Annotated in this window: 19 protein-coding genes and 1 pseudogene; 4 read left to right on the top strand and 16 right to left on the bottom strand. The window is 62.9% G+C overall.

Annotated features, from left to right (window positions below; translation table 11 throughout):
- Nucleotides 1-64: 64 nt before the first annotated feature.
- A complete protein-coding gene (locus AB3K92_RS02130) occupies nucleotides 65-1,504 on the bottom strand; it encodes a DEAD/DEAH box helicase (protein ID WP_369464388.1) in 1,440 nt (479 codons plus the stop codon).
- A gap of 282 nt (nucleotides 1,505-1,786) precedes the next feature.
- Between AB3K92_RS02130 and AB3K92_RS02125 the strand changes: the two genes are divergently transcribed.
- Entirely contained in the window at nucleotides 1,787-2,041 is a 255-nt protein-coding gene (locus AB3K92_RS02125) for an H-NS family nucleoid-associated regulatory protein (protein ID WP_369464387.1), read from the top strand.
- 51 nt (nucleotides 2,042-2,092) lie between these two features.
- Here the strand turns inward: AB3K92_RS02125 and AB3K92_RS02120 are convergent, their stop codons facing one another.
- The 4 genes from AB3K92_RS02120 to AB3K92_RS02105 are packed head-to-tail and all read right to left on the bottom strand — an operon-like array spanning nucleotide 2,093 to nucleotide 8,179.
- The gene (locus tag AB3K92_RS02120; RefSeq protein WP_060325547.1) at nucleotides 2,093-2,380 is read right to left on the bottom strand and encodes a PAAR domain-containing protein; all 288 of its coding nucleotides are present in this window, start codon (nucleotides 2,378-2,380) and stop codon (nucleotides 2,093-2,095) included.
- Nucleotides 2,381-2,391: 11 nt separating this feature from the next.
- Nucleotides 2,392-3,429: a T6SS immunity protein Tli4 family protein gene (locus tag AB3K92_RS02115; RefSeq protein WP_369464386.1), complete on the bottom strand. Its 1,038-nt coding sequence runs from the start codon at nucleotides 3,427-3,429 to the stop codon at nucleotides 2,392-2,394.
- The gene (locus tag AB3K92_RS02110) at nucleotides 3,426-5,363 is read right to left on the bottom strand and encodes an esterase/lipase family protein (RefSeq protein WP_369464385.1); all 1,938 of its coding nucleotides are present in this window, start codon (nucleotides 5,361-5,363) and stop codon (nucleotides 3,426-3,428) included. Before AB3K92_RS02110 ends, AB3K92_RS02115 begins: the two co-directional genes overlap by 4 nt.
- 35 nt (nucleotides 5,364-5,398) lie before the next feature.
- Entirely contained in the window at nucleotides 5,399-8,179 is a 2,781-nt protein-coding gene (locus AB3K92_RS02105) for a type VI secretion system Vgr family protein (protein ID WP_369464384.1), read from the bottom strand.
- 1,024 nt (nucleotides 8,180-9,203) lie between these two features.
- On the opposite strand from AB3K92_RS02105, the gene AB3K92_RS02100 reads away from it, so the two are divergent.
- A complete protein-coding gene (locus AB3K92_RS02100) occupies nucleotides 9,204-9,413 on the top strand; it encodes a sigma factor-like helix-turn-helix DNA-binding protein (protein ID WP_369464383.1) in 210 nt (69 codons plus the stop codon).
- 644 nt (nucleotides 9,414-10,057) lie between these two features.
- Nucleotides 10,058-10,330, top strand: coding sequence for a hypothetical protein (locus AB3K92_RS02095; protein ID WP_369464646.1), 273 nt, complete (start codon nucleotides 10,058-10,060; stop codon nucleotides 10,328-10,330).
- Here AB3K92_RS02095 and AB3K92_RS02090 read toward each other — a convergent pair.
- Nucleotides 10,223-10,507: pseudogene (locus AB3K92_RS02090) on the bottom strand (transposase); the annotation flags it as partial. The gene AB3K92_RS02095 and the pseudogene AB3K92_RS02090 sit on opposite strands and share 108 nt — an antisense overlap.
- A gap of 124 nt (nucleotides 10,508-10,631) precedes the next feature.
- Here AB3K92_RS02090 and AB3K92_RS02085 point away from each other — a divergent pair.
- The gene (locus tag AB3K92_RS02085; RefSeq protein WP_059855822.1) at nucleotides 10,632-11,366 is read left to right on the top strand and encodes an ABC transporter substrate-binding protein; all 735 of its coding nucleotides are present in this window, start codon (nucleotides 10,632-10,634) and stop codon (nucleotides 11,364-11,366) included.
- Nucleotides 11,367-11,458: 92 nt separating this feature from the next.
- On the opposite strand, the gene AB3K92_RS02080 is transcribed toward AB3K92_RS02085, so the two are convergent.
- From AB3K92_RS02080 to AB3K92_RS02035, 10 genes are all read right to left on the bottom strand, one after another.
- A complete protein-coding gene (locus AB3K92_RS02080) occupies nucleotides 11,459-14,176 on the bottom strand; it encodes a TonB-dependent receptor (RefSeq protein WP_369464382.1) in 2,718 nt (905 codons plus the stop codon).
- Between the two features lie 363 nt (nucleotides 14,177-14,539).
- Complete coding sequence (locus AB3K92_RS02075) at nucleotides 14,540-15,898, bottom strand: MFS transporter (protein ID WP_369464381.1); 1,359 nt, start codon at nucleotides 15,896-15,898, stop codon at nucleotides 14,540-14,542.
- Entirely contained in the window at nucleotides 15,891-16,601 is a 711-nt protein-coding gene (locus AB3K92_RS02070) for a hypothetical protein (RefSeq protein WP_048027334.1), read from the bottom strand. Before AB3K92_RS02070 ends, AB3K92_RS02075 begins: the two co-directional genes overlap by 8 nt.
- 2 nt (nucleotides 16,602-16,603) lie before the next feature.
- Complete coding sequence (locus AB3K92_RS02065) at nucleotides 16,604-17,377, bottom strand: 2OG-Fe(II) oxygenase (RefSeq protein ID WP_369464380.1); 774 nt, start codon at nucleotides 17,375-17,377, stop codon at nucleotides 16,604-16,606.
- A gap of 76 nt (nucleotides 17,378-17,453) precedes the next feature.
- The gene (locus tag AB3K92_RS02060) at nucleotides 17,454-19,838 is read right to left on the bottom strand and encodes a TonB-dependent receptor (RefSeq protein WP_318828850.1); all 2,385 of its coding nucleotides are present in this window, start codon (nucleotides 19,836-19,838) and stop codon (nucleotides 17,454-17,456) included.
- Between the two features lie 752 nt (nucleotides 19,839-20,590).
- Nucleotides 20,591-21,022 (bottom strand): biopolymer transporter ExbD, encoded by a 432-nt coding sequence (locus AB3K92_RS02055; RefSeq protein WP_059587411.1) that lies wholly within the window; start codon nucleotides 21,020-21,022, stop codon nucleotides 20,591-20,593.
- 12 nt (nucleotides 21,023-21,034) lie between these two features.
- Entirely contained in the window at nucleotides 21,035-21,457 is a 423-nt protein-coding gene (locus AB3K92_RS02050; RefSeq protein WP_027792786.1) for a biopolymer transporter ExbD, read from the bottom strand.
- Nucleotides 21,458-21,469: 12 nt separating this feature from the next.
- Nucleotides 21,470-22,405, bottom strand: coding sequence for a MotA/TolQ/ExbB proton channel family protein (locus tag AB3K92_RS02045; RefSeq protein ID WP_369464379.1), 936 nt, complete (start codon nucleotides 22,403-22,405; stop codon nucleotides 21,470-21,472).
- Nucleotides 22,406-22,474: 69 nt separating this feature from the next.
- A complete protein-coding gene (locus AB3K92_RS02040) occupies nucleotides 22,475-23,170 on the bottom strand; it encodes an energy transducer TonB (protein ID WP_369464378.1) in 696 nt (231 codons plus the stop codon).
- Between the two features lie 108 nt (nucleotides 23,171-23,278).
- On the bottom strand, nucleotides 23,279-24,319 hold the full coding sequence (locus AB3K92_RS02035) for an LLM class flavin-dependent oxidoreductase (RefSeq protein WP_369464377.1): 1,041 nt from the start codon (nucleotides 24,317-24,319) through the stop codon (nucleotides 23,279-23,281).
- Nucleotides 24,320-24,322 lie beyond the last annotated feature (3 nt).

Raw genomic sequence — 24,322 nt, 5'->3', positions numbered from 1 at the left:
ACGCTGCCGGCGGGCCCCGAACCGCCCGCCAGGTTCAATGACCGGCGTGACTCGTCCCGACACGTCAAGGCTGCCGCTTGCCACGGCTGCCGGCGGGTTTGCCGGCCGGCTTGCGCGGTCCCGCAGCCGGTTTGCCGCGCGGTTTCTGCACGCTGAACGGGCTGCCGATGGTGTAATCCGGTTCGCTGGCGGCCGGCTTTGCGTGCGCCGCCGCAGGCTTGTGCCTGCTTTCCCCACCTTGCGCTGGCGGGCGCGGCTTTTTACCGGCCACCGGCCTGGCAACGGGCGCCGCCTGCTGCACTTTGGGCTTCTTCGGCTTTTTGGGTTTCTTGATGATCTGACCCGTCGCGCTGGTTTCCGGCACGCGGTGTTCGGCCTCGAATCCCGGCTCTTCTTCACGGCGCAGCGTTTGCCGGATCAGCGCTTCGATCGCGGCCAGTTGCGGCGCTTCGTCGGCACACACCAGGGACACCGCGACGCCGCTGGCGCCCGCGCGCCCGGTACGGCCGATCCGGTGCACATAGTCTTGCGCAACGATCGGCAGATCGACGTTGATCACCAGCGGCAGATCGTCGATATCGAGCCCGCGCGCCGCCACGTCGGTGGCGACCAGCATCTGGACTTCGCCCGTCTTGAAGCGCTCCAGCGCGCGCAAGCGCGCGGGTTGCGGCTTGTCTCCGTGGATGGTGTCGACCGCATAACCCGCTTCGTCCAGCATGGCCGCCAGGTAATCGACGCCGTTGCGCGTCTTGACGAACACCAGCGCATGCTCCCACTTGTTCTCGGCCACGAGGTGCATGAAGAGGTCGGGCTTGTTGCGCTTGTCCACCGGCACCACCCACTGCTTGATCTTGCTGGCCGTGGCGTTGGGCGGGCTGACGCTGATGTTGACCGGGCCGCGCAGAATGCTCGCCGCCATCGCGCGGATCTCGTCGCTGAACGTGGCCGAGAACAGCAGCGTCTGGCGCTGGGCGGGCAACGCGGCAAAAACGGCGTTCAGTTCGCGCGCGAAGCCGAGATCCAGCATGCGGTCGGCTTCGTCCAGCACCAGCGTTTGCACCTGATCGAACTGCACCGCGTTCTGGCGATTCAGATCCAGCAGCCGGCCCGGCGTGGCCACGAGCACATCCACGCCCTTGCGCAACTTCATCATCTGCGGGTTGATGCTCACGCCGCCGTACGCGGCCAGGAATCGCAGGTCGAGGCCCTTGCCGTACGCGACGAAGCTTTGCAGCACCTGTTCGGCGAGTTCCCGCGTGGGCACCAGCACCAGGACACGCGCGCGGTTGCTGGACACCGCCGGGCCGTGCTGCACCAGCCGCTGCAACAGCGGCAGCGCGAAACCCGCCGTCTTGCCGGTGCCCGTCTGGGCCCCGGCCATCACGTCCTTGCCGACGAGCACGGCAGGAATCGCCTTGGCCTGCACCGGCGTAGGAGCCTGGTAATTGAGGTCCTGCAGGTTACGCAGCAAGGGATCGATCAGGCCGAGCGAGGCAAAAGACATGGACGTATTCCGGGCTAAAACCGCAATTCTAGCGGTTGCCGGACGAACCAAGGCCCGCCGCGCCCGGCCGGAAGCCCGCGACGCGGCACGACACGGCAAACCGGAAGCCGCCACGGGCGCAACGCAAAAAGCGATTCCAGCCTTGACCTGCGGCGGGATTCCGTAGCCAATCAGGCAGTGAGTCTCGCGTCGATATTGTCGGAATCCAGCCACGCTCGACGGCCCGTGGCCGGAGGTTGGTAGCGATGAGCGCTGTGGGGCCGGCGTTCGGAAAAGAAACGCGTGCTTTCGATCCCCCAGGAACATGTAAAGCAACGGGGAATCACGCAGCAAGAAATCCTCAGCGCGTTGGGCTACATCGGCAGCCGGAAGAAAACGCACAGGGCGCCGGCAAAGTATTGCGACCCGAAGTCGGGCAAATCGTGGTCCGGCTGCGGCCCCAAGCCGAAGTGGATCGAAGGCAAGGGTCTCGATGCGCTGCTGGTCGATCGTGGACAACCGCAGCCCTGGTGGCCGGAACGCGAGTCGCCATCCTGAGAGATTGTCCGAGCTGGCCAGCGTACCCCGTCGAGATCCCGTTTCCCTGTTCTACACGTCGATGTACGACGTCGATTGCGACGCCACGAGTTTCGGCGGCGTCGGGCATGCGCACACGCATAGATCGTCGCTTAACGCTGCCTGCCGGCCATCCGGTCCGGTCGTGGAAATCCGCGGGCCATCGGTTGAAATCTTTCCGACCGTCTTGCAGACGGGACACCAGACCGGATCATGCTCGTAGGCTTGTTCTCGGCCGCCGATCATATCCGTATGGTCCCCGCCCTGGACGAAGCCGCCCACCGTCGTCGTGTCGCCTTTCACGATGTCGAAGCGTCGCATGGCGGCCCCGTTTAGACCGCGCCCGGCCGCAGGCGCAGACTGTTCAACAACGTCTCCCAGGTTTGCAGCGCGCCCGCCTCGTCGACCGGCGAGGTCGCCTCTTCAGGCGACAAGTTCGGGCTGCTCGCGCCGAGCAGCAATTGAATCGCCGTATGCGGCTTCGCCAAGGTGCTCGGATCGCCCGGCGCAAGCAGGTAGAACCGATAAGATGTAACTTCGCCTTCCTTCAACGCGAACAGCACTTCCTCGGCGTCCATACCGGCCACTGTGCGCTTTCCTTGTCGCAAGATCCGGTAGCTCCCGCTCGATATCTGGTCCATCTTCGCGCGCAATGCAGGCAGTGTTTTGGTCAACGACTCTTTCTGGTCGACGTCGACGGCATCCCGCATCTCGATCACCAGCAACGCCGGCCGTCCCGGCATCAGCGCAAACGACTGGCTGACTTCCTCCGTATACTTCGACGACCCTGAAACGAAGCCACCGTCGAAGCAGAATCCCGATTCCGTCGGCACCGACCAGTTATCGCGCGCTTTGATGCGACGGAAAAGATCGGTATAAACAGGCTCAAATTTGTCCAAACCACCGGAACCAATTGACCCCGTCGCATGAAACAAGGAGTTGTTTTCGTATAGATATCCATCTACACCAAAAGGCAATTTTGCAGCTTTTGCGATACCTTCTTGATAAGCAAAAACTCTTGAATTTTTTGTTGGCGATATCTCTCTCTCGAGCCAAACGGGACCTGATTGACTTTTTGGATTTGAAGGATCAAACCGTCTTTCCGTACGATATTTCTTTTCCGCTACATCAACTTTGACACGGTATTCAGCAGGAGAAACGCTGTACTGTGTCTCAATCTTATTCCCCCAATACGCATATCGCTGATTTGTAATTTCACTCGCCACTGGCCGATCAAATACAAAACGCCCGATGCACCACGGGCGCGGCTTGAGAAGTAATGGATTCGTCATGCTCAGCTCGTTCGCAAATGTCAATACGCAGGTCGACAGGCCTGCAATCAAAAGTACAATACGGAGAATTCGTTTCAAGTTTTCGGCTCCGGTGCGTCTTGTGCAATCTGGACGATACTATAAAGTAGCGCCCAACGTGCCCATGGATGGTTGTAGCTCTCCTGGTGCACATAGCCCCCTTGGTCGAATATCATTTGTATCCCTTCCGCTGCGCCGCCACTTGCGCTATGTGTTGGCGCTTCAGCAGACCAAACCGGAACAGTTCCGTCGCCCGGGACAATGCCGTTCTTTTCCGGATCCGGCTCTTTGCTTCCGTTCGGCAGCACCGGCTTTTTTTGCACTTCGAACTCGACGGTAACATTGCGAGTATCCAGATGCACCCGTACCGTTCCACGGTGCGAGTCGCTCAGGAAACGGGCGGATTTCAACTCATCCTCCGTCACGCCAGGCGGCACATCACCTTTCCAGATGACCGTTCCCCATGCCAATAGGTCGTCCAGATTCTTTCCTTTCTCGATCTTGTTTTTATTGCTATCGTCGCTCTGAACTCCAGAATCCTTGGACGTCAGCGCACCGTCCCCATATGATATGTATGTTTTACCATGATATTTATCTATTATTTTTCCTTGATTTCGCACAACAGAGAGCATTGTTTTCGAAAAATTCTCGAACACGGTTGTTTTGATAGGCTGGCTGTCGAGCCGCTTTTGGATGATCCCGGCCGGGTCGAGCAACGAAGTTGATTGCTCCGGAACCAAGCCATACCACTTCGAATTTGTAAAGATGTCGTTATAGGCGTCACCATTCTTGGGCAACGTCATTACCGGGGTACCGTTCAGCTGCGAGAATATCCACCACGCCTTTCCGTTGTGGTAGTCCGGCATCGGCAGCAGTTCCAGGGGACCAGGCGCGTTCGCCGCCACTGCAACAAATTCGTCCGCGTTGCTGCCGAGCAGCGCGCCGTTGATGAACCCGTTCAGCAACCCCTCATTGCCGCCACCCGTGCGAAATCGTTTTGCCGCGATCGGTGCGCCGGTCGCCGGCAGCACGTTGTGGAATACGCCGTGCATCAGGCCCTCGGCACCGTGCATCGCGACTGCCATACGGGCAACCAGGCCGCCCATCGAGTGGGTGAGAATGATCGCCTTGCCGCTGTCGTTCTCGGCGATGATCTCGTTGATCCCCATCAGCCGCGCTTTCTTGCCGCTCTTCTTGTCCGTGAACGTCAATCCCTCGATCACGTCCTTCGCCGACTGTTCATTCGACTGCAGCCAGTTGTAGCCGATCGCATACACCCGGTAGCGGTACTTCAGGAATCGTTTGAAGACTTCCGAGTCTTCGGTGATCGCCTGCCCCCGGCCTTGCTCACCCACGCCCGTCGCACCATAGTCGGCGGGCTCGGTGCCCAACAAGGGCTTGAGCGTCCAGTCCTTGCCGTCAGGATCGGTCTCGATCCACGCGCCTTTGTTCTTCCCCATGCATCGGGGCTCGTTGAGCTGCTCCTCGAGCCAAGCCAGCATCGGCTGGTAGCTCGACCGGTAGACCGAGCCCCAACCACGTCGGAGTGCCTCGGCTTCGTCGACATACTGGTCTTCGCTATCGTCCTTCTGGACCTTGCCCGCACGAACAGGTCCGAGCGGTGTCACGACTGCCTTGGTCGGGTCGTATCGCGTCTCTCGCGTCGATGCGCCCTTGAACCACATGCCGAGCAGCGCCGGCAGTGCCCCAAAGTCACCCAACATGCCGTCCGTGTTCGGTGGGAAAAAGATCGGGTCCCCGGTCTCCTTGTTGACCAATGGGGAGCCCATCACGCCCGGCAGGAAGATCACCGGCATGATCGGACGGACGTCGCACAGCAACTCCTTTTGCCGCGTATCGCTCGCCGGCGTCAACGTGAAGTGCCCGACCGACGCGCCGTCCTTGTCGGTGCGGCTAGTCACCCGCACGACATCCTGTTCTGCACTATCGCTGAACGGCGAACCGCCGGCGGAATCGTTCGTGTTGTCAGTCATCGTCGTTGTTCTATTTCGCGTGTCGGTTGTCGAATTCACTCAGCAGCACCGCTCGGCCGGCGCCGTAATGCGCGTACCGCCAGCTTCTCGATATCCTCGCTCTTCTGCTCGGTGATCTGCCCCAGCTCGTCCGTCGTCCCGGACAACTTTGTCCCGTCGCCACGAATCAGCTCGTACGGATGGTTTTTCAGCACCTCGCCGGTGATGCGATCACGCAATACGTACGGGTCGTTGAACCTGGCCGTCGGCATACTGTTCATTCGCTGGGCTACCGAGCTCGGCCCCTGCCGACTGAAGGACGCCGACTTGATCGTGCGGCCGGCTTGCGTGCCGTCCTCGATCCCGGACGCCGACCACTGCGTGTACGATCCGCCGGCCTTGATCCAGATCTCGTCGGCATCGAGCACGATGCGCTTGGCTTTCACGTTCACTTCTTTCCCGGCGTTCACGCGCACGTCGTCGGTGTGGGCCGAGATCTCGACCTTCCCTTTCGCAGCAAACAGCTTCATGCCGGCCTTGTGAACGAACAGGCTGATCTTTTCTGCGGCCGCAACGATCAGTGACTTCCCGCTTCCCAGATGCGTGTTCTCGCCACTGATCACGTTGACTTCCTTGTCGGCCACCACGTGGGCCGAACGATCGGCGATAGCGGCAAAGTCCGCGGGTGTCGCGATGACGATCACCGGTTTCGCGAATCCGTTGGCGTTGCCGGTACCGCCGCCGGCAGTGACCCCGCCCGAATTTTGGCCCGACACCGCCTGCTCCGCGTCCTTGGCCAGCGCGTTGAGCGCGTCCTGACCGGCTTGCAACGATTCGGCTTGTGCTGTCGTGCTGGCGCTCGACAGCGATTCCGCCAGCATCCCGGCTTTCTGCAATTGCGTACGGGCTTCTCCGACACTCATCTGTTCGTCGTCGTAGGCTTTCCGATGCGTGCTGATCGACAGTCCCTTGCTCGCACGAACCGCGCCGTATTCGTCGGCGTGCAGCACGAACCCTTGCCCCAGATAGCGGCCACGCGTATTGCCGTCCTGCTGGATCAGGTAACCCTGGGTCAGCGCTGCATAGCTCTGCCCCGTGTAGCTGATCAGTCGCGTGCCGCCCTGGTTCGTGGCGTCGTCGTGGATGAATGCGTTATACGCTCCGGTTTTGCCGAAGCCCTGCGACTGAAACCCCGACAGCAGCACATTGGTGTGCCAGGGCGCGGGTGTCGTGCCACCGCTGGCGCGGCCCAAGATGAAGGGCTTGTCACAGTCGTTTCCCCAGTAGCCGACGAGCACCCATTCGCCCGCGCGGGGAACATGCACCCCACCGTAGCCGCTCCCGGTATCCGCCTGCATCGACGAAAGCAGGGGCGAGGCATTGAACGCACCCGGCGGATTCTTCCTGTCCCAGGCGAAATGGACACGGACCTGATTGCGTTCGTTCGACCACGCTTCGAATCCTTCCTGCGTGACCACCAGCGCATGCTCGATCGGCATCGCGGGCTTCGGATGCTCGAAGGGGCTGCGATACTCCAGGCGCGCGTCCTGCGCTTCGACCTCAATCACGTAAAAGCCGGTTGTTCCGTCCTCGCCATGACCCGGAGTCGAGAAGCGTGCACCGTGGGCTGCCTGTTGTTCATCCAGTGTCGCGCGCAGACTCAGCGGAAATTCCGCCAGCGGCTGGCCGATCGGCACATTGTTCTCGATGAACCAGCGCGCTTCGACCACCAGGAAGGTCCGGGCATCGCTGTCGTGTTCCGGATGGCGCGGATGGTCGTTCAGGACGAAGCGCGATCCCGCATCGAGCCAACGCAACCCTCCAACCCCGAAGTATCGGCGCGCTCGCGCATCCCAGCCCTGTACACGCCTGCGTGCACGCGCTTCGCCACTGGTCTCATCGGGATAACCGTAAGCGGTCGGCTCATAAACCGTCATCGGTGCAGCCGGTATCGATTGCTGCTCCGCCTGATGGCGACCGTCGTCGGCCGCGTAGCCGACCGACTGGAGCGCGCTGGCCACTTCAAAGCGAGCGGTCGGGCGCTTGTAGTCGAACGAGCTCGATTCGTATCGCACGCTCTGCATCGTCTGCATGGCCGCCCAATGCGCAAACCCGCTCACTACTTCACCGTCCCCGGCATCGCGAACAAAATCGGCTGCCTTCGGATCCGGCAGCGCGGCAACCCGGTCGACGATCACCAGTGTGGTCTTGGGCGTCTCGCCGTTACGGACCGGATCGTGGACCCAGTAGCAATACCAGCCCTCGTCTTCGAGCAGTCGATGGAAAAAGTGCAGATCCGTCTCACTCTGGCGGCACCACGAGCGCACTGCCGGTTCGCGATTCAGGTCGAAGCGGAAGTTGCCATGCAGCTGCGGATAGCGATTCAGGATCTCGGAAACGATTTCCTGCGCACTTTGTTCGGTCCAGCCTTCGTCGTTGCGGGTGCCGCCCAGGAATACCAACGCCGAGGAAAACTCGAGCTGGTACGTCGACAGCCCACCGTCCCCGCCGAGGTAGCCGACTTTGTGTACAAAGCCGTGGATCGTCCGATAGACCGCGTCGGCGAAAGGGGCACCGGGCTGTTGCAACCAGAGCGTCACTGGCTGATGCATCAGCGAGAGCAGCGCCGTATCGTCGCGCAGGGACGCGACATCGATCGTCCAATGGTAGTCGCGGCCAATCCGCGCCGAACCACGCGCGCGCAGCGGGATCAGCGCGTTTTGGCCGAGCGGCGTGTCCAGTCGCAACAGCCGGTTGTTCTGCAATAAGCCCCGATGGATCGCGTTATAAAGCTCGCGATATTTAAACTCCCCCGGCGCGGATGGTCTAAGTACCATTGTTCTCTCAGGTTCGTTTTAGAGTTTTTCTTCGAAAGTGCGACAACGCTTGCTCGCGCGTGTCTAGTCGCGGCGCATCATCATCGCTCCGTTCTCACGACCGGATAGTGAATTTTTCGTGTCTCGATGTGGCGCGTCGTAATGATCACCCGTACGACGATTGGTCGCACCGCACTCACATACAGCTGCATAAACAAACGCCTGGGAACTGCAGCGCCATAACCCTAACGCTTCACCATCATAATTGCAAACAATCGCTCTATTGTGATTTTACGATTTTTCACATTGCAATTCATTATCGATACCCTTTGCTTTGCAGGTTGATAATATTAATCTCGTCGACAAAGTTAATTTCACAAATCAGTTAACAAAGTCACGGTTCCGATTTGATCTTGTTTCTTCCTGTTTGCCCCGCTTGGTATCGTGACGTCAGCTATTGCCAAGGGTCATCGCTGAGGTTCGGCGAGTCGTTGTCTACCCCCGGCCCGCGACTCGATTCAGCCATCGACTCCTTGCGCCGACGGTTCTTTCTCTCAAGCTTGCAAACACCATGGTGCTTCGACCATCACAGGGATGCAACGCCGTGCCCCCGGAACACTGTTCGTCAAACCAGGTAAATCGATGCACGATCACCTCGACCTCGGTCCGCACGCGCTTCTCGGTGTCATTGGACGCGAATTTCAGGACGGACGGTTTACGATCGGACAATGTGCCGCTCACCTGCCTCATCCAGCACGGTTGAATCGCATGCACGCGCGGATCCAGATGGCCGTTCGATTAGGTTTGATCGTCCGGGACGGCACACGCGAGGGCCACGGCTTCCGGCACGCGCCACACGCATGGGAGCCAGTGCGTCGCCGGCTTGAAGAATGTTGAGAATCGTTATCGTGACTTTCGTTTTCCCGACGAAGGGATAAGACGCGTGTGACGCGCTTCTTTGCGTCTGGCTCCCTGAACCGGATAGCTCACTTGCGACAGCAATAGCAAATGATTCTCGATCGCCCGTCCTGCCCGGCCCCGGCCGATGCGTCCCGACGCCCACCGCCGTCGTCGATTGGCCCCGCTGGCACAACCGCTGGATGGCCTTCCGGCCGTTTGCCGCGAGGCATACTTTCTGTGTCGCGTGCGCGGGTTCAGCATCGAACAGGCGGCACGCTCGCTCGGGCTCGAGCCGGCCGTCGTGCGCACCTATCTCGTACGGACGCAACGCGCCTGCCACGCCGCACTGTCCTGAACTGTGAGCCGCTGCGAAGAAAAGAATCGCAGGCCATGCCAAGAGCCCTCGAAAAAACCCGGAGAAAACGATGTCGCTTGCAGAGATTGTTCGGGACGGGTGGGGACTGGATGATGCCCAGCCGATCGCTTTGGCGCACCCCGCCACCTTCTGGTTACCCGAGCGTCAGCGACGCGAGTCCCTCGTTCCGGGCGACATCGTGAAGTTCATCTTTCGTATTCGGACAGCGGATCGGGAGAGAAACGAAAAGAACGCATGCCGGTAACTACAGAAGGAATCGTGGGAGGGGTGTATGTTGGTCGGTTCGATAACGACCCATCGTGGACTCGCGACATGGTTACCGCCTTTGAAGTCAAGTTCGAGACTCGTCACGTGATCGATATATGTGACTCGGACGGGTAGGCAAATAGGAGAGTTGTGACGCAGCGCAGCCTTGGGCCTTTCGCACAAGTCGTTGGGTTGAGCTGCTTTCTTTACGCCGCCGCTCGTACAACCATCCTGCAACTCGAAATCCTGCCGTATCAAAAGACGCCGTTCCATCGAACGGCCACGATACGAGCGATAGATAATCGAGAGCACGAAACAGCGCATTGCCGGCCAGAGACGGCCGGTCATTGTTCAATCTTTGATCGCGAAATCCGATTATGCTTGCCCTGTTTATCTGCGCACAAAATCGACTGCGAAGCCCAACAGCCGGCATGCCCGTTATTCTCGATTTACTTAATGAAACTGAGCGACCAACATGGTTCGCTTCTCCGCGCCACTTTGCCAGGGCAGCTGAATTGAATATTCTCAACTTGGAGGCCAGTTCAAAAAGGCTGCGCGATACGCCTGAAGATATTCCAACAGACAAGCGAGCAACCGAGTTTCAGGAATGCCTCGTGAATGTCAGCCCGTCACTCGAAGCAAGTGCGTAGGCGACGAAAACTGTATAGCCAGGAATGAGTGCGTTCGACCATCCAACGATACTTGCCGAGTCCGCTGCCGTGTCCGGCCCGGCGCTTCGCGATCACCGGCTGGATACCGCGATTGCGCAGGGCTCGCCGATGCCGCTCGGAGTCGTGGCCGCGATCGGCGTAGACCACGCGAGGCCGTAGAATCGCTCGATGCTGCCCCGTCACGAAAGCCGGGTGATAAGCTCGATGCCGGCGCGCTGTCGTGCTTCGACTCGCATCGACACGCCCGGAACCCTGCCCCTACGACCGCAACGAGCCACCCATGCCTCTCGCCCCGTCCGTCCTCTCCGCGTTCACGCCAACCGGCAAGCTGCGCGCGTCGATCAATCTCGGCAACCCGATCCTCGCGAACCGCGACCCCGAAACCGGCGAACCGTTCGGCGTGTCGATCGACCTCGCACGCGCGTTCGCCGAACGCCTGTCGGCCGAGCTGGAACTCGTGGTGTTCGACACCGCGGCCAAATCGGTGCAGGCGCTGACCGACGAGCGTGCCGATTTCGGTTTCTTCGCCGTCGACCCGCTGCGCGGCGAAACGGTCGCGTTCACGGCGCCGTACGTGCTGATCGAGGGGTTCTATCTCGTGCGCGACGCGTCGCCGGTCCGCACGAACGCGGACGTCGACCAGCCTCACAACCGCGTGACCGTCGGCAAGGGCAGCGCGTACGACCTGTTCCTCACACGCGAGCTGAAGGCCGCGCAGATCGTTCGTGCACCGACGTCGCAAGCCGTCGTGCAGACCTTCGTCGACCAGCAGCTGGAAGTCGCGGCGGGCGTGAAGCAGCAGCTCGAGGCCGATGCGGCGAAAACGCCCGGCCTGCGCCTGCTCGACGAGCGGTTCATGGTGATCCGGCAGGCAATGGGCGTGCCGAAGCGTCGCGGCGAAGCCGCCGCGGCGGCACTGAACGCGTTCGTCGAGGAGATGAAGGCGTCGGGCTTCGTCGCGGATGCGCTGCGACGGCATGGCATCACCGGCGCATCCGTCGCACCGCCGGGCTGATCGAAAGCGGCTCGGCAGCATGACCGGCGGCAAGCCGCCGCGCGGCGCGTGACCGTCGGCGCGCTGCCGTTCAAAGGCAAACGCAACGCCCCTCAGAACCGGTACGTCGCCCCCACCTGCGCAAATCGCCCGACGTACGTATAAAGCGACGAATCGTAGCCGGTCGGCCCCGCCATCCATACCGGATCGAACGGCGGCTTGCGATTGAAGAGGTTGTCGATCCCCGCGTACAGCGTCCAGTGCTTGAATCCCGTATAGCCGATCATCAGGTTGAACTGGCTGTACGACGCAACGCCATCCGCCATGCCGGGGTACGTGCCCGGCGCGAGAATGGCCTGCGCGTAAGGGCCGACATAGAGCCAGCTCAGGGTCGCGTTCCACTGGTGATGGTTCCAGCTCAGGTCGGTATTCCCTTTCCAGCGCGGCGAACTGCCGCCGAACGGCTGGTGAAGTGCGCCGTTGTTGCCCGCGTAATCCCTTTCCACGCCGCCAACCGGCATCTTGAAGTGCCACATGTACGCCCAATCGCCGGACAACGTGAAGGTGCCGATTTTCGTCGCGACCGTCTGGCGGAACGTGGCCTCGAAGCCGTCGGTGTCCAGCGACGACAGATTGCGATACGGCAGCGTGACATAGGCGATGCTTCCGTTGGCATTGCGAACCACCTGTGAAGGATCGTTCTGATTGACCACGACCTGCACGTCATCCGTGCCGATCACGTTGTCGATGTGAATCTTGTACCAGTCGAAACCGATATCGGTGGTACGCGTCGGCGAAAACTGGAAGCCGACGTTATAGTTCTTCGTGCGCTCGGGCTGCAGGCCGCGATTGCCCGCACGAATTTCCTCGACGATGTTGTACGAACCCGGATTGTTCGGATCTCGCGCATCGACCACGCCTTGCGAGCCGAACGTCCGCGACGACGTGTTCTCGATCAGCGTCGGCGCACGGAAGCCGCGATTGTACGAACCGTACAACGTGAGCTCCCGCACCGGCTGAAAACGCAGCGCGAACCGCGGCGAAAACGCGCCGCCGAAATCGCTGTAGTGATCGTAGCGGCCCGACTGGCTGAACGTCAGCGTCTTCAGCAGCGGAATGTCGAGCTGATAGTAGACGGCCGCGACGTTGCGCTCGCCGTCGACGGACTGGATCGACGGCGACGTCAGCTGGCCGCTCGCCCAGCCCGCTCCCGTGCCGATGTACTGGCTCTGGTGCATGAACTGCGCGCCGAGCCCGAGGCCCACGTTGCCCGTCGGCAGCCTGAAAAGGTTCGGGCTCGACAGCGTCGCATCCAGCACGTCGAGCTTCGTGATCGCCTGGTTCGACGTGCTCTGGTAAAGGCCGTTCAGTCCGTTCGGCGTCGCGGACGGGTTGGAGAAATCGAACGTGCCGTTCCGGATGATGTTCGTCAGCGCGCTGGCGCTCATCTGGTTCGAATAGTTCTGCGAGACCGTGTCCTGCGAATGCGCATACGACGCGCTCCAGTCCCAGTCGCCCGCGGACGGCACCGCGAACGTTCCCTTCACGCCCGTCGCGGCGCGCCAGTAGTTCGAACTGACATGCACCGACTGTGACGCCGGAAACGCATAGCGCAACTGCGTCGGCACGCCGAACGGATTGTAGGGATTACCAGCCGGCACGACGTTCGATACCAGCGCTACGCTGCCCGTCGCCGGATCGTAGGTCTGCGTACTGGTCGTCAGGCGGCCGACGCCCCGGTTCGCGACCGTCGTGTTGTTGCTCTCCCAAAGATCGGCGAACGCCTGCATCGCGTCGTCGATCCTGAACTCGCCGTGCAGCTTCGCGCTCAGGCGCTCGGTCCACGGCGAAAGCGACGACGCGCCTGCCGTGTTGCGCTGGCAGATCGTGCCGCCTGCGCCGAACGATTGGGAATTCGCGTTGCCGGGTGCGACCTTGCCGCCATACGCACAGGGGTCGAGCGGCACGTTGCCGTTCGCCCTCGCCCAGTACGACGTCGACTGGTTGGACAAGCCGCCGGGATAGTTCGAGAAATTCTGGTTCTCCGTCATGTTCCGGTCGGAAGCGAGCACGCCGTTGTTCTTGTAGTAGCTGAGCGCCGCCGTCACGTTGAAGCGCTCCGCATTGATGTCGCCGAAGCCGCCCAGCAAGCCGAACCGGGTCGTGCCCGCGCCGCCGCCGCCGTTCGTCGCGCCGCCGTAGCTGCCGGTCAGCTCCAGGCCCCGATAGTTTTTCTTCGTGATGATGTTCACGACACCGGCGACGGCATCGGAGCCGTACTGCGATACCGCGCCCGTCTTGACGATCTCGATCCGGTCGATGATGTTGAGCGGCAGCGTGTTCAGGTCGAAGAACTGATCGGTGCCGTTGGCCGCGTACGCATACGGGGCGGCGCGCTGGCCATCGATGAGCACCAGCGTGTATTTTTCGCTCAGCCCGCGCAACGCGATCCCCGATCCGCCGACCGCGAAGTTGGCCGTCGCGGTCGAGCCGTCCCCCCAGCTGCTCGATGAATTGGCCGTCACGCTGCGCAGATAGTCCGCGACCGTCGTATGGCCGCTGTTCACGATGTCCTTCGCCGTGATCGTCTGGACCTGGTTGAAGCCGACCTTGTCCGCGCTGCGGATCAACGACCCCGTCACTTCGAAACGCTTGACCGTCAGCGCGTCGTGCGCGCCCGATGCCGGCAACGCCGGCGCCGCGGGCACGGCCACTGCCGACGCCGGCGCGCCGGGTGCCGGCTGCGACTGCGCCCATGCGGACGCTCCCGGTACCGCCGTGGACGCGCAGAACCACGCTGCGGCAATCCCCCTCATCACGCTTTGCTTCATCTTTTTTCCCGCCCACAATCGCCGGCCTGGCCGCGCGTATTCTTTAATACGGTATCTATTTAGATATCCGAATTCATTTTCGAAATGCAGATCGTTCCGGCTCGACGAGGTGCCTGCCACGTTTCGGGCGCCGTGCCCGATTTCACGTCTGACCGGGTCGCATGGACGCCGCATCGGAATCGCCCGCGGCGTCAGGTCGACACTGCCCGGAAAGCACGCATGCGCGAGCGCGCCCCGCGCGAGCCAGGCCTCGCGCCTGTCGGGCACGACGACGGATGCCCGGCAACCGCCCGGACATCCGCCTGCTATTGACGGGAACCCGTTCGCGCGACGATCCGCGAGCGATGCGACTCCGGCGGCCGGTCAGTCGATGGCCACCGCCACCGACTCGCGCGACAGCACGTGGTACAGCGCGCCGGCGGCGAGGATGATGGCCGCGAGCACCAGCATCAGCGTCTGGTAGCCATGCCTGAAATCGTCTACCTGCCGCATCAGGAAGATGGCGAACGCAATGCCGCTCGCGCCGCCCACGTTGTGCACGGTCCACGACGTACCCATAGCCACGGCCGCCTTTTCACGCGGCAGCGCACCCAGCGCCACCAGCGTCGAGGGCCCGAGTATCGCGCCCCAGCCGATGCCGAACAGCAGCAGCGGCACGACGAACCAGGCTGCGTCAGGCTGCCCCGCGACGATCGACAGCAGAACCGACGCGACGACGAACAGCGACAGGCCGGTCACGATCACCCGCGACGGGCCGAGCCGTTCGCTGCGGCCGCCGATCCAGGACGACGCGATGGAGAACGTGATGGTCGCCGGCAGCAGATACAGCCCGATGGTGATGTCGCTCTTGTGAAGCTGGGTCGAAAAGAAGATCGGCAGGGTGAGCAGCACGATGCAGTAGAAGAACGCGAGAAAGAACGTCGCGAGCAGCGCGGACAGGAACCTCGGTTCGCGGAAGAAATGAAACTCGACGATCGGGTCGCGCGTGCGCAACTCATGCCAGACGAACAGCGCCAGCGCGACGAGCGACACCGGCAACAACCAGAGATTGAGCCCGCCGCCGTCGACGGACAGATAGCTGACGAGCGTGGTCAGGCCGACGACCAGCAGCAGGCACCCCGTCACGTCGATGCGCTTGCGCGCCTGCGCCTTGAACTCCGGTATCGCCCAGGCGCAGAGCGCCAGGCTGATCGCGATGAACGGAATGTTGATCAGGAACGCGTCGTGCCAGTCGAGCGCGCCGGCGAACAGGCCGCCGATGATCGGGCCGAGCGCCAGCCCGACGCCGTTGGCGCCGAACAGGATCCCCAGCGCCTTGCCCTGTTCGTTCTCGTCGAACGTATAGCTGACGATCGCGCCCGACACCGTATACAGGATCGCGCAGCCGATGCCCTGCAGGAAGCGGAACCCGACCAGCAGCCAGAACTGATGCGCGATACCGGCCAGCAACGAAGCCGCGCCGAAGATCACGAGGCCGACGATCAGCAGCTTCTTGCGGCCCAGGTTGTCGGCCAGCGTCGCAACCGGCACCATGAACGCGGACAGCGCGACCATGAAGATGGACGTGATCCACTGCGTCGTCTGGATCGGGATCGAAAAGTCGCGGCCGATCGCCGGAAGAATCGTGTTGACGACCGTGAGATCGATACATCCCAGGAAGCTCGCGATGCAGATGCCGGTCAGCCCGACGTATTTCCGAACCTTGCTCGATGAATTAGTCATGCGCCAGTGCCTCGGTTTCCTCGTCTGCGTGCGACTGCGACTTTTTCTTGAACTTGACCGCCAGCCAGTTGGCGCGGGCATCGCTCCCGTTCTGCACGAAAATCTCGCGGGTCTTGCTCATCGCGGCGGTCATCTGCTTCGGGTAGATGATGAAATCGATGCCGTCCCGCGCCCACATCGGCATGATGATCGGGCATTCCTCGAGAATGTAGAAGAGCGAGCGATAGAACGCGTCCTCGTGTTCGCGGGTGCCCTGCACGAGCCCGTTCCGCTCCGCGAACACGCCGATGGTGTCGTTGATCGCGTAACGGTATTCGGGATTCGAGTAGTACTCGTTCGTGATCAGATGGTAGTACTGCGAATAGTCGTCGCGGCGCAGCAGGTCATCCCATCGCAGGATCTCGCGCCGCATCGACAGTTTCGCGAGGGTTCCCTCGTGGTCCCGCAGCCACGCGTCGCCGCGGTCGCGGCTTTTCTGATAGTTGCTGCGCGCGGAGCCGGTCGCATAGTTGTGGCGCTGCAGCGTATCGGCCACGCCGATCACGCATTGCCCGAACCCCGCCACGTTGATCTTGTCGACGGTCGCCGCCAGCTTTTCGCCTTCGTGATATTCCTTGCCGACGCTGATCAGCAGCAGTGCCGTCTTGCCGACGTACTCGTGTGCCTGAAATTTTCCTTGTGCCTGCAATGAAACCTTGTACATGGTCAGCTCCAGTAAACTAAGGGTTCGGTAACGGATTTGATGCCGACGAAGGCACTCAACGTGACCCGGTCGGTGCCCCGGACAGGGCGAACCGCGTGGATGAAACGCGGATTCAGGAAGATCAGGTCGCCCACCTCCGGCTTGATCCCCAGGTCGGGCGGGCCCACCTGCTCGCGGCCGATCCCGTAGTGGCGATCGCCCTTGAGCGCTTCGTATTCGCGCGCATCGGGTGCGACGCGCCAGAGTTCCAGCTCGCCGCCTTGCGGCGGCACCTGCAGATAGATGTTGGCCGACAGCTGATACTGCAGCGCCCATCCGGTGCCTGCTGGCAGCGTCCATTCCAGGTTGTCGATGTGCGGCTCGAGATCCACGCCGGGCGTCAGGTAGCGGCACACGCCGACGAAGCACTTGCTCCCGTCCACGCTCAGCAGCCGTGCCCCTTCGGGCCACGCATCGTCGAGCAGCGTGCGGAACCGGTCGACCGGCGACGCCAGCTCGCCGAACAGCGTCCGAACGCGCTCGATGTTGGCGCGCGCATGCCGGTGATACGCCTGCCGCACCTCTTCGGATCGCACCTCCGCGTACGCGATGCCGAGCCGCGTAAATTCGGCTGCGTGACCCAGCGCGCCCCGGTCGGGATGGGCGAACAACTGCTCCTCCGCTCGCCGGACGACCGCCGGCGGCGTGAACGCACGAATGCGTATCGCGAGCGCATTGCCTCTGCACAAATCGAGAATGTGATCGGCGCACAGCGACGTTTCGTCGACGTCGATCACTGCATGGTCAACCTCTGCCGGTCGGTTCATGGCGTGATGGAATGAAGGAGTGAAGGAAGTAAGGGAGCCGCGCGCATCAGAGCAGGTAGCGGGCGCGCAGGTAATAGAAGCCGCCGTTGATGCCGATCGGCGACGACACGATGTCGTACTGCGTGCCCAGGAACTGGTTCTCGGACGGCAGCTTGCTCGGGTACACGTTGAACAGGTTGTTCGCGCCCACCGCGATTTCGAACTTGCGTGTCATCGCGTAGCGCAGCTCGACATCGGTGACGTATCGCGCCGCGTTCGTGAAATGCGCGAAGCGTGTCGTCGAAAATGCGTTCGGGCCGCTCCAGTAGCTCTCTTCGCCGGAGGTCGTGCCGTAACGCGTTTCATGCAGGCTGAGCGCCCATTTGTCACGGTGCCAGGTGCCGCCGACGATGATCTTGTTCTTCGGCGTCGACGACGTGATGTAGCCGACCTGCTGCGCGTTCAACAGCGTGTTGCCGTTGGTGTCGCGGCCCACGCTCGTCACGCTCGTCGTGTTGAAGTTGATGCCGAGATCCCAGTCGACGCTCCCCCACCTCGCGAAGTTGCTGTGATACGTGGCCAGGATGTCGAGGCCGCGCGTGCGCGTATTCACGCCGTTCGTGAAATAGTTCGCCGTCACCGACGGCAAGCCCGCCGGCAACGTGATGCCGGCCTGCGTCAGCGCATCGATCGCGGCCTGTCCGCTATAGGTGCCGCCCTGCACGATCCGGTCGCGGATGTTGATCTGGTACGCGTCGATCGTCACGTTCAGGTTCGGCAGCGGGTTGAGCACGAGCCCGATATCGAAGTTGGTCGACTTCTCGGGCTTGAGCGGCGTCGCGCCGAGGTTGCGTGCGGCCTGCGAGTTCGGGGCCAGTTGCCCGTAGGCGGAAAGCGGCGAGATGTTCAGGTTCGTGAAGTACTGCTGCGCGAGCGACGGCGCGCGAAAGCCGGTGCCGACGCTTCCGCGGACCGCGATGCGCGGCGTGATGTCGTAGCGCGTCGAGACCTTGCCGTTGGTCGTGCTGCCGACGTCGTTGTAATGCTCGAAGCGCCCCGCGAGATCCACCTGCCAGTTCGGCGCGAGCCGGGTGGCGAGATCGATGTAGGTGCCGAGCACCTCGCGCGATTTCGACAGCGCACTGAGCGGCGACAGGCCCGGCAACGCCTGGCTGCCCGCACCGTAGGTCGACGCGGGATCGCCCGCGCCGACCGTGTAGCTTTCGTGGCGATGCTCGGCGCCGACCGACACGTTGAGCGGCGCGGGCAGCAGCGGCAGGTGGAATGCACGCGACAGGTCCAGGTTGTTGGTCCACTGCGTGTTCGTGAAGGTCGACAGGCGGAAGCCGGTCGGCGTCGATCCGGTCGCGGCGAACAGGCTCGTGTTCGCCGAATTGACCATGCCGATGCCGATGTTGTCACGGCCGTAGGTCGAACTGATGTCCCATGCCCAGCCGAGCAGCCGGTCGCCTTTCACGCCCGCGGTCAGCGAAAAGTCGTTTTCGTTGATCGTTTCCTGCGGCGTGAAGCCGTTCGGATAGAGCGCGGGCAGGACCGACGGCAACCGGTAATTCTGGTAGCTGCCGCCGCTCCGGTGCGCATACGTGCCGAAGCCGTACAGCTTCGCGCCGCCTTCGAGCAGGTAACCCGCGTTGAAGGCGACCGATTCCCGCGTGCTGGAAGGCGACCCGAGAATCAGGTTGTCGTTCCGGCCGGTTCGCGGATCGGTGCCGGTTCGCACCGTATGATTCTGCCGGTTGTATTCGGCGCTCAGGTCGACATAACCGGCATCGCCGAGCCTCAGCCCGATGGTGGCCGCATTGTTTTGCGCGAGGCCGTCGCCCTGATAGGTCTGGCCGGTCGTGTTCGACACCTCGCCACCCTGGTAATTCGACTTGAGGATGACGTTGATCACGCCGGCAATCGCATCCGAGCCGTATTGCGCGGATGCGCCGTCACGGAGAATCTCGACATGATCGATCGCCGTGACCGGGATCAGGTCGACGTCGACACCGGTCGATCCTTGCTGCGGCCCGCGGTTCAGCGACACATTCGCGGTCGAATGGCGGCGCTTGCCGTTCACGAGCACCAGCACGTAATCGGGGCTCAGCCCGTGCAGCGTCAGCGCGCTGGTCAGGTTGCCCGCATCGCCGCGCATCGCCTGGCGCGCGATCGACGGCGAGAGCTGGACGAGTGCGTCGCGCAGGTTGCCCTGCCCGGTGCGCCGCAATGCGTCGCCGCTGATCACTTCCACCGGGGCGGCGGCATCGCGCACTTTGCGCGCGCTTTCACGCGTGCCGGTCGTGACGACGACGTCCTGAACGGTGACGACGACGTCCCGGGTATCGCCGGCAGGCGCCGGTTCCGGCTTCGTGCCTTGTGCCCACGCGGCGCTGCCGGCGGTAATCCAGCAGGCGGCCAACGCCAGCGAGCGGCAACGGGGGATCCTCACGCGCGCAATGTCGTTTCTCTGATCAACCACTTCAAGGCCCTCATTTCAGCGAGCCGCGAAGTATCGTTTCATTCTCGCGTCACGCTTCTCGTTTGTTTTGATATCAGTGCGTGACGAATCATCCTCCTGGTGTAATCGTTTGTTAAATAACAAATACGCATTTTCATTTATCAATTCATCCGACAATTAGCGGCCTTGCGCACGATTACGCAATCACGCAGAAAATGTTGCGATTGCGTGGCGAATGGAAATGGCGCCGGTTAAATCGGCAGATATTGACGATGCCCGATTTGAATAATTAAAGAGAATATGCGCACGTTTGTGAAATATCGATTTCGATCGACAAGCTGCGCATTGCATGTTCGAACCGATGGGCCGGAAAGTATCGTGACGATGTCGACATCATTGCGATGGCGGAACGATCGCAGCCCGGCGGCCCGGCTCCGCTTCGAGCCGTCTCCGCTGATGGGGGTGACCGGCTCAGGAGGAACGCGTCGGTTTCTCGATGCGAATGGATGGCCGGTCGTCCGGCGTATCCGTTTGCAGCTTGGCAGGTGATCTGCTCGTGCGGGAGCGCCGGGCCTGGGCAACACGTTTGCGTCACCCGGCCGGCGAAGGCGATTCACGCGCGGTTGCGCGAAGTTACGTGACAGTGCGGCGATTGCGCGGGCAGCGGCACCCGAGCGGATCGCGCGATCGCGTGCGACCCGGCGGGATACGACTCGATCCGCGCCGTCGTTCTTTCGAGCCGCTCACTCCATGTACTGCTCGTTGCCGATCAGGCCGATCTTCGTCGCGCCTTCGCGCTGGGCCGAGGCCAGCACTTCGGCCACCGCCTTGTACGGTGCGGACTTGTCCGGGCGCAGCCGGATCTCGTCCTGGTCGGCCTCGGCCGCCACCGCGCGGAACTTCGCGTCCAGCGCGGCCCCGCCGCTCACTGCCGCGCCGTTCCAGTTGACTGCCCCGTCCGCACCGATGTCGATCTGCACCACCTGGGGCGGATGCGGCGGTGGCGGCGGCGTCCCCACCGGCAGGTTCATCTTCACCGAGTGCATCTGGATCGGGATCGTGATGATCAACATGATCAGCAACACCAGCATCACGTCGATCAACGGCGTGGTGTTGATGTCCACCATCACGTCCGGCTCGTCCTTGCTCCCTCCGGAGCCTGCGTTCATACCCATCGTTCGAACTCCCTAGCCCCCGCGCGCGGGCGGCTGCGTGATGAAGGCGACCTTGACGACCCCGGCCCGCTCGCATGCCGCGACGACCCGGCCGATGTACCGATACGGCGTGGCCTGATCGCCGCGCACGTGCACGTCCGGCTGCGGCGCCTGCGTCGAAATCTCCTTCAGCCGCGACACCAGCGTCGGAAGGTTCACATGCTCGGTGCCCCAGAAAAGGTCGCCCTGCCGGTTCACTGCGATCTCGATGCTTTTCGGCTGCGTCTGCAGCGGCTGTACCCGCTCCGCCGGCAACTGCACCTGGATCGTGTGCGTCACCACCGGGATCGTGATCAGGAAGATGATCAGCAACACCAGCATCACGTCCACGAGCGGCGTCGTATTGATCGCCGAGATCACCTCGTCGTTGTCGTCACCGCCGACACTGATTGCCATGACGCGCCCCGCTTACGACTGAACCGCCAGCGCCTGCGGCGACTGTGCCGCCGGCGTCGCGATGCGGCCCGCCGCGCGCCTGCCGCCCGCGAGCAACACCGTGTGCAGTTGCGCGCCGAAATCGCGCACGCGTTCCATCACGGACTTGTTGCGGCGCACGAGGAAGTTGTAGCCGAGCACGGCCGGCACGGCGACCGCCAGGCCGATCGCGGTCATGATCAGCGCCTCGCCCACCGGGCCGGCAACCTTGTCGATCGACGCCTGGCCCGCGATGCCGATGGCCGTCAGCGCGTGATAGATGCCCCACACGGTGCCGAACAGCCCGACGAACGGCGCGGTGGAGCCCACCGTGCCGAGAAACGCCAGGCCATCCTGCAGTCGGTTCGACACGCTGGTGATCGAACGCTCGATGTTCAGCTCGATCCAGGTGTTGCGGTCGACCGAATCGAGCAGCGCGGTGTCGTGGTGCTCGCCCGCCTCGATCGCATTCTCGGCGATGAAGCGAAACGGCGACGCATCGTCGAGCTGGGCGGCACCCTCGGCCAGCGTCGGCGCATTCCAGACCTGCTCGTCGGCCGACTTCGCGCGGCCGTTCGCGCGTGCCTGCTCGATGAACTTGGTGACCATGACGTACCAGCTGCCGAGCGACATGACCACGAGCAGCCCCAGTACGAAACGCGCGACGAAGTCTCCGTTCGCCCACAGCGCGCCCAGGCCGTAAGGATTCTCGACGGTGGCCGACGTCGCGGGTTCGGGCGGCGGCACCCCATGATCCTCCGCACTTGAGGCAGCCGGTGCCACCGAGGTCCGTGCCACGCCGGAGGTTGCCTGGCTCGCGGATGCCGCCGCTTGCTGAGCAAGCACGGCTTGCGGGGCGATCAGCGTGCCGCCGATGCCGGCCGATATCATCAGACTTGCCGCGACTGCGGCGCGAAAACGCTTGTTCATAAGGACTCCGTATGCATCATGTGTCGATTCGAAAAACCGGCCCGGTCGAACGGCTTGCCGTGGCCTGCGTCAGTTCAGGTTGAAGGAAAACGGTACCCGCACACGCACGGATTGCCCCTGGGCGATACAGTTGAAGCGCTTGACCGCGTTGAGCGCCGCACGATTGAGCACCGGGTCGGCCGGCTGCGCGACCCGCAGGTTCGTGACGCGGCCGTCCGGATCGACGGTGAATTCGACGGTCACTTCACCCGTGATGTTGTTGTCCTGCGCCTCCGGCGGATAGACGATCGATGCACGCACTTCGTCCGAATTCGGGCAGACCACACCGATCTCGCGATTCACCGGCTTGGCAACCGGCACGGGCGCCGGCGCGGGCGGCGCCTCGTGCACCGGTGCGCTCGGCGCCGGCACGTCCTGATGCGTGATGGTGGCGGGCGGCGGGGCCTGCACGTGCACCTCCGGCGGCGGCACGAACGGCGGCGGCGGCGCCGTCACTCTCGGCTTCGACACGACCTTTTCGACCGGCTTCGGTGGCGGCGGTGGAGGCGGCGGCTTCACCGGTGCGATGATGCGTGCCTCGATCGGTTGCTGGACGATCTGGACGACCCGCGTCGCGAGACCGTTCACGAGCGCCCAGATCAGGACGAGATGCAGCGCAATGGCGATCGCGATGCCGCCGAAGCGGCGAACCGGATGCGTCTGCCTGTTGCCGAAGCGGCGCGGGCGGCCGATTGCCGCGAGCCGGGATGGAGAAGCGGTGGTCATGTTCGGTCCAGTTGCAACGAGATCGAAGGCGCGGCGTGCCCGGCGGCATCCGGTCCGTCGCCGACTTCGATCACGTGCGCCATTCGATGGAATGTCATGTCGATCGCATCAGGCCGCGGCGGGCTCGGGCCGGTCAACCGGCTGCCACCCGAGTGCCGGGGCGATACGCGTGATGAAATCGTCGAGGATCTGCCGGTAGTTCTCGAACGGCAGGTCGTAAGGCAATTCGAGGCGCAGTTCCCGCACCTGTCCGACCACCGGGTCGGCCAGCAGCCGCTCCACGATCTCGTCCGAGCTGCCGACGAGATCCGGCGCGAACAGCGTGCGCCGCTCGCCCTGCGGCGCCAGCGTGCGGGCATGGCGCGCGTCGGCAAATGCGCGATAGCGTTCGCGCTCCTTCGCGCTCGCGCCGTCGGTCGGGACGATCACACGCCCCAGCGCGATCCGCGGTGCGTGAGCGTCATGCCAATGGTCGCGATACAGATCCAGTTGCCGCAACTGGGCGTCGATATGGCTATCGGTGCCCTCGCCCGTGGTTATATTGCCGATCAGCAGGTTGAACCCGTTCCTGGCGGCCCATTCGATCGAGCGCCTGGAACCGCCCCCATACCAGAGTCGCCCCGTCAGGCCCGGCGCAAACGGGCTCACGCGCGGCCTGACCCGCCCCGCAGCCGATTCGACGAACGTGTCGTCGTCGCCGAGCCAGTCGCCGGCGAGATTGCGGCGCAGGCGTGCCACACGCGCATGCGAGAAGTCGACGAGATCCGGATCGGTGTCGAACAGCCGCTCGCCCAGCAGCGCGCCGTGATTCGGCGCGCCCGCGCTGAGCCCGACATTGAGCCGCCCGCGCGAGAGCACGTCGACGGTGGCGAGATCCTCGGCCAGCCGCAACGGATTCTCGTATCCCATCTGGATGACCGCGGCGCCCAATCCGATCCGGGTCGTGCGCTGGCTCGCCGCCGCGAGAAACGTGGCGGCCGACGACACGGCGCGCTCGAGATGACGTTGCCGCACCCACGCGCTGTCGTAACCGAGCGCCTCGCCCGCGCTGAACAGTTCGAGCGTCTGCTCGAATCCCGCCGCCGCGTCTTCACCGGCGTAATTGCCCGGTGTCAGGAAGGCAATGTGATCAATGCGGACGTTGCTCACTTT

Origin of the sequence: Burkholderia sp. Bmkn7, from assembly GCF_041103175.1 — a bacterium.
Classification (GTDB): domain Bacteria; phylum Pseudomonadota; class Gammaproteobacteria; order Burkholderiales; family Burkholderiaceae; genus Burkholderia; species Burkholderia cepacia.
This window is presented reverse-complemented; position numbering and strand designations above follow the sequence as displayed.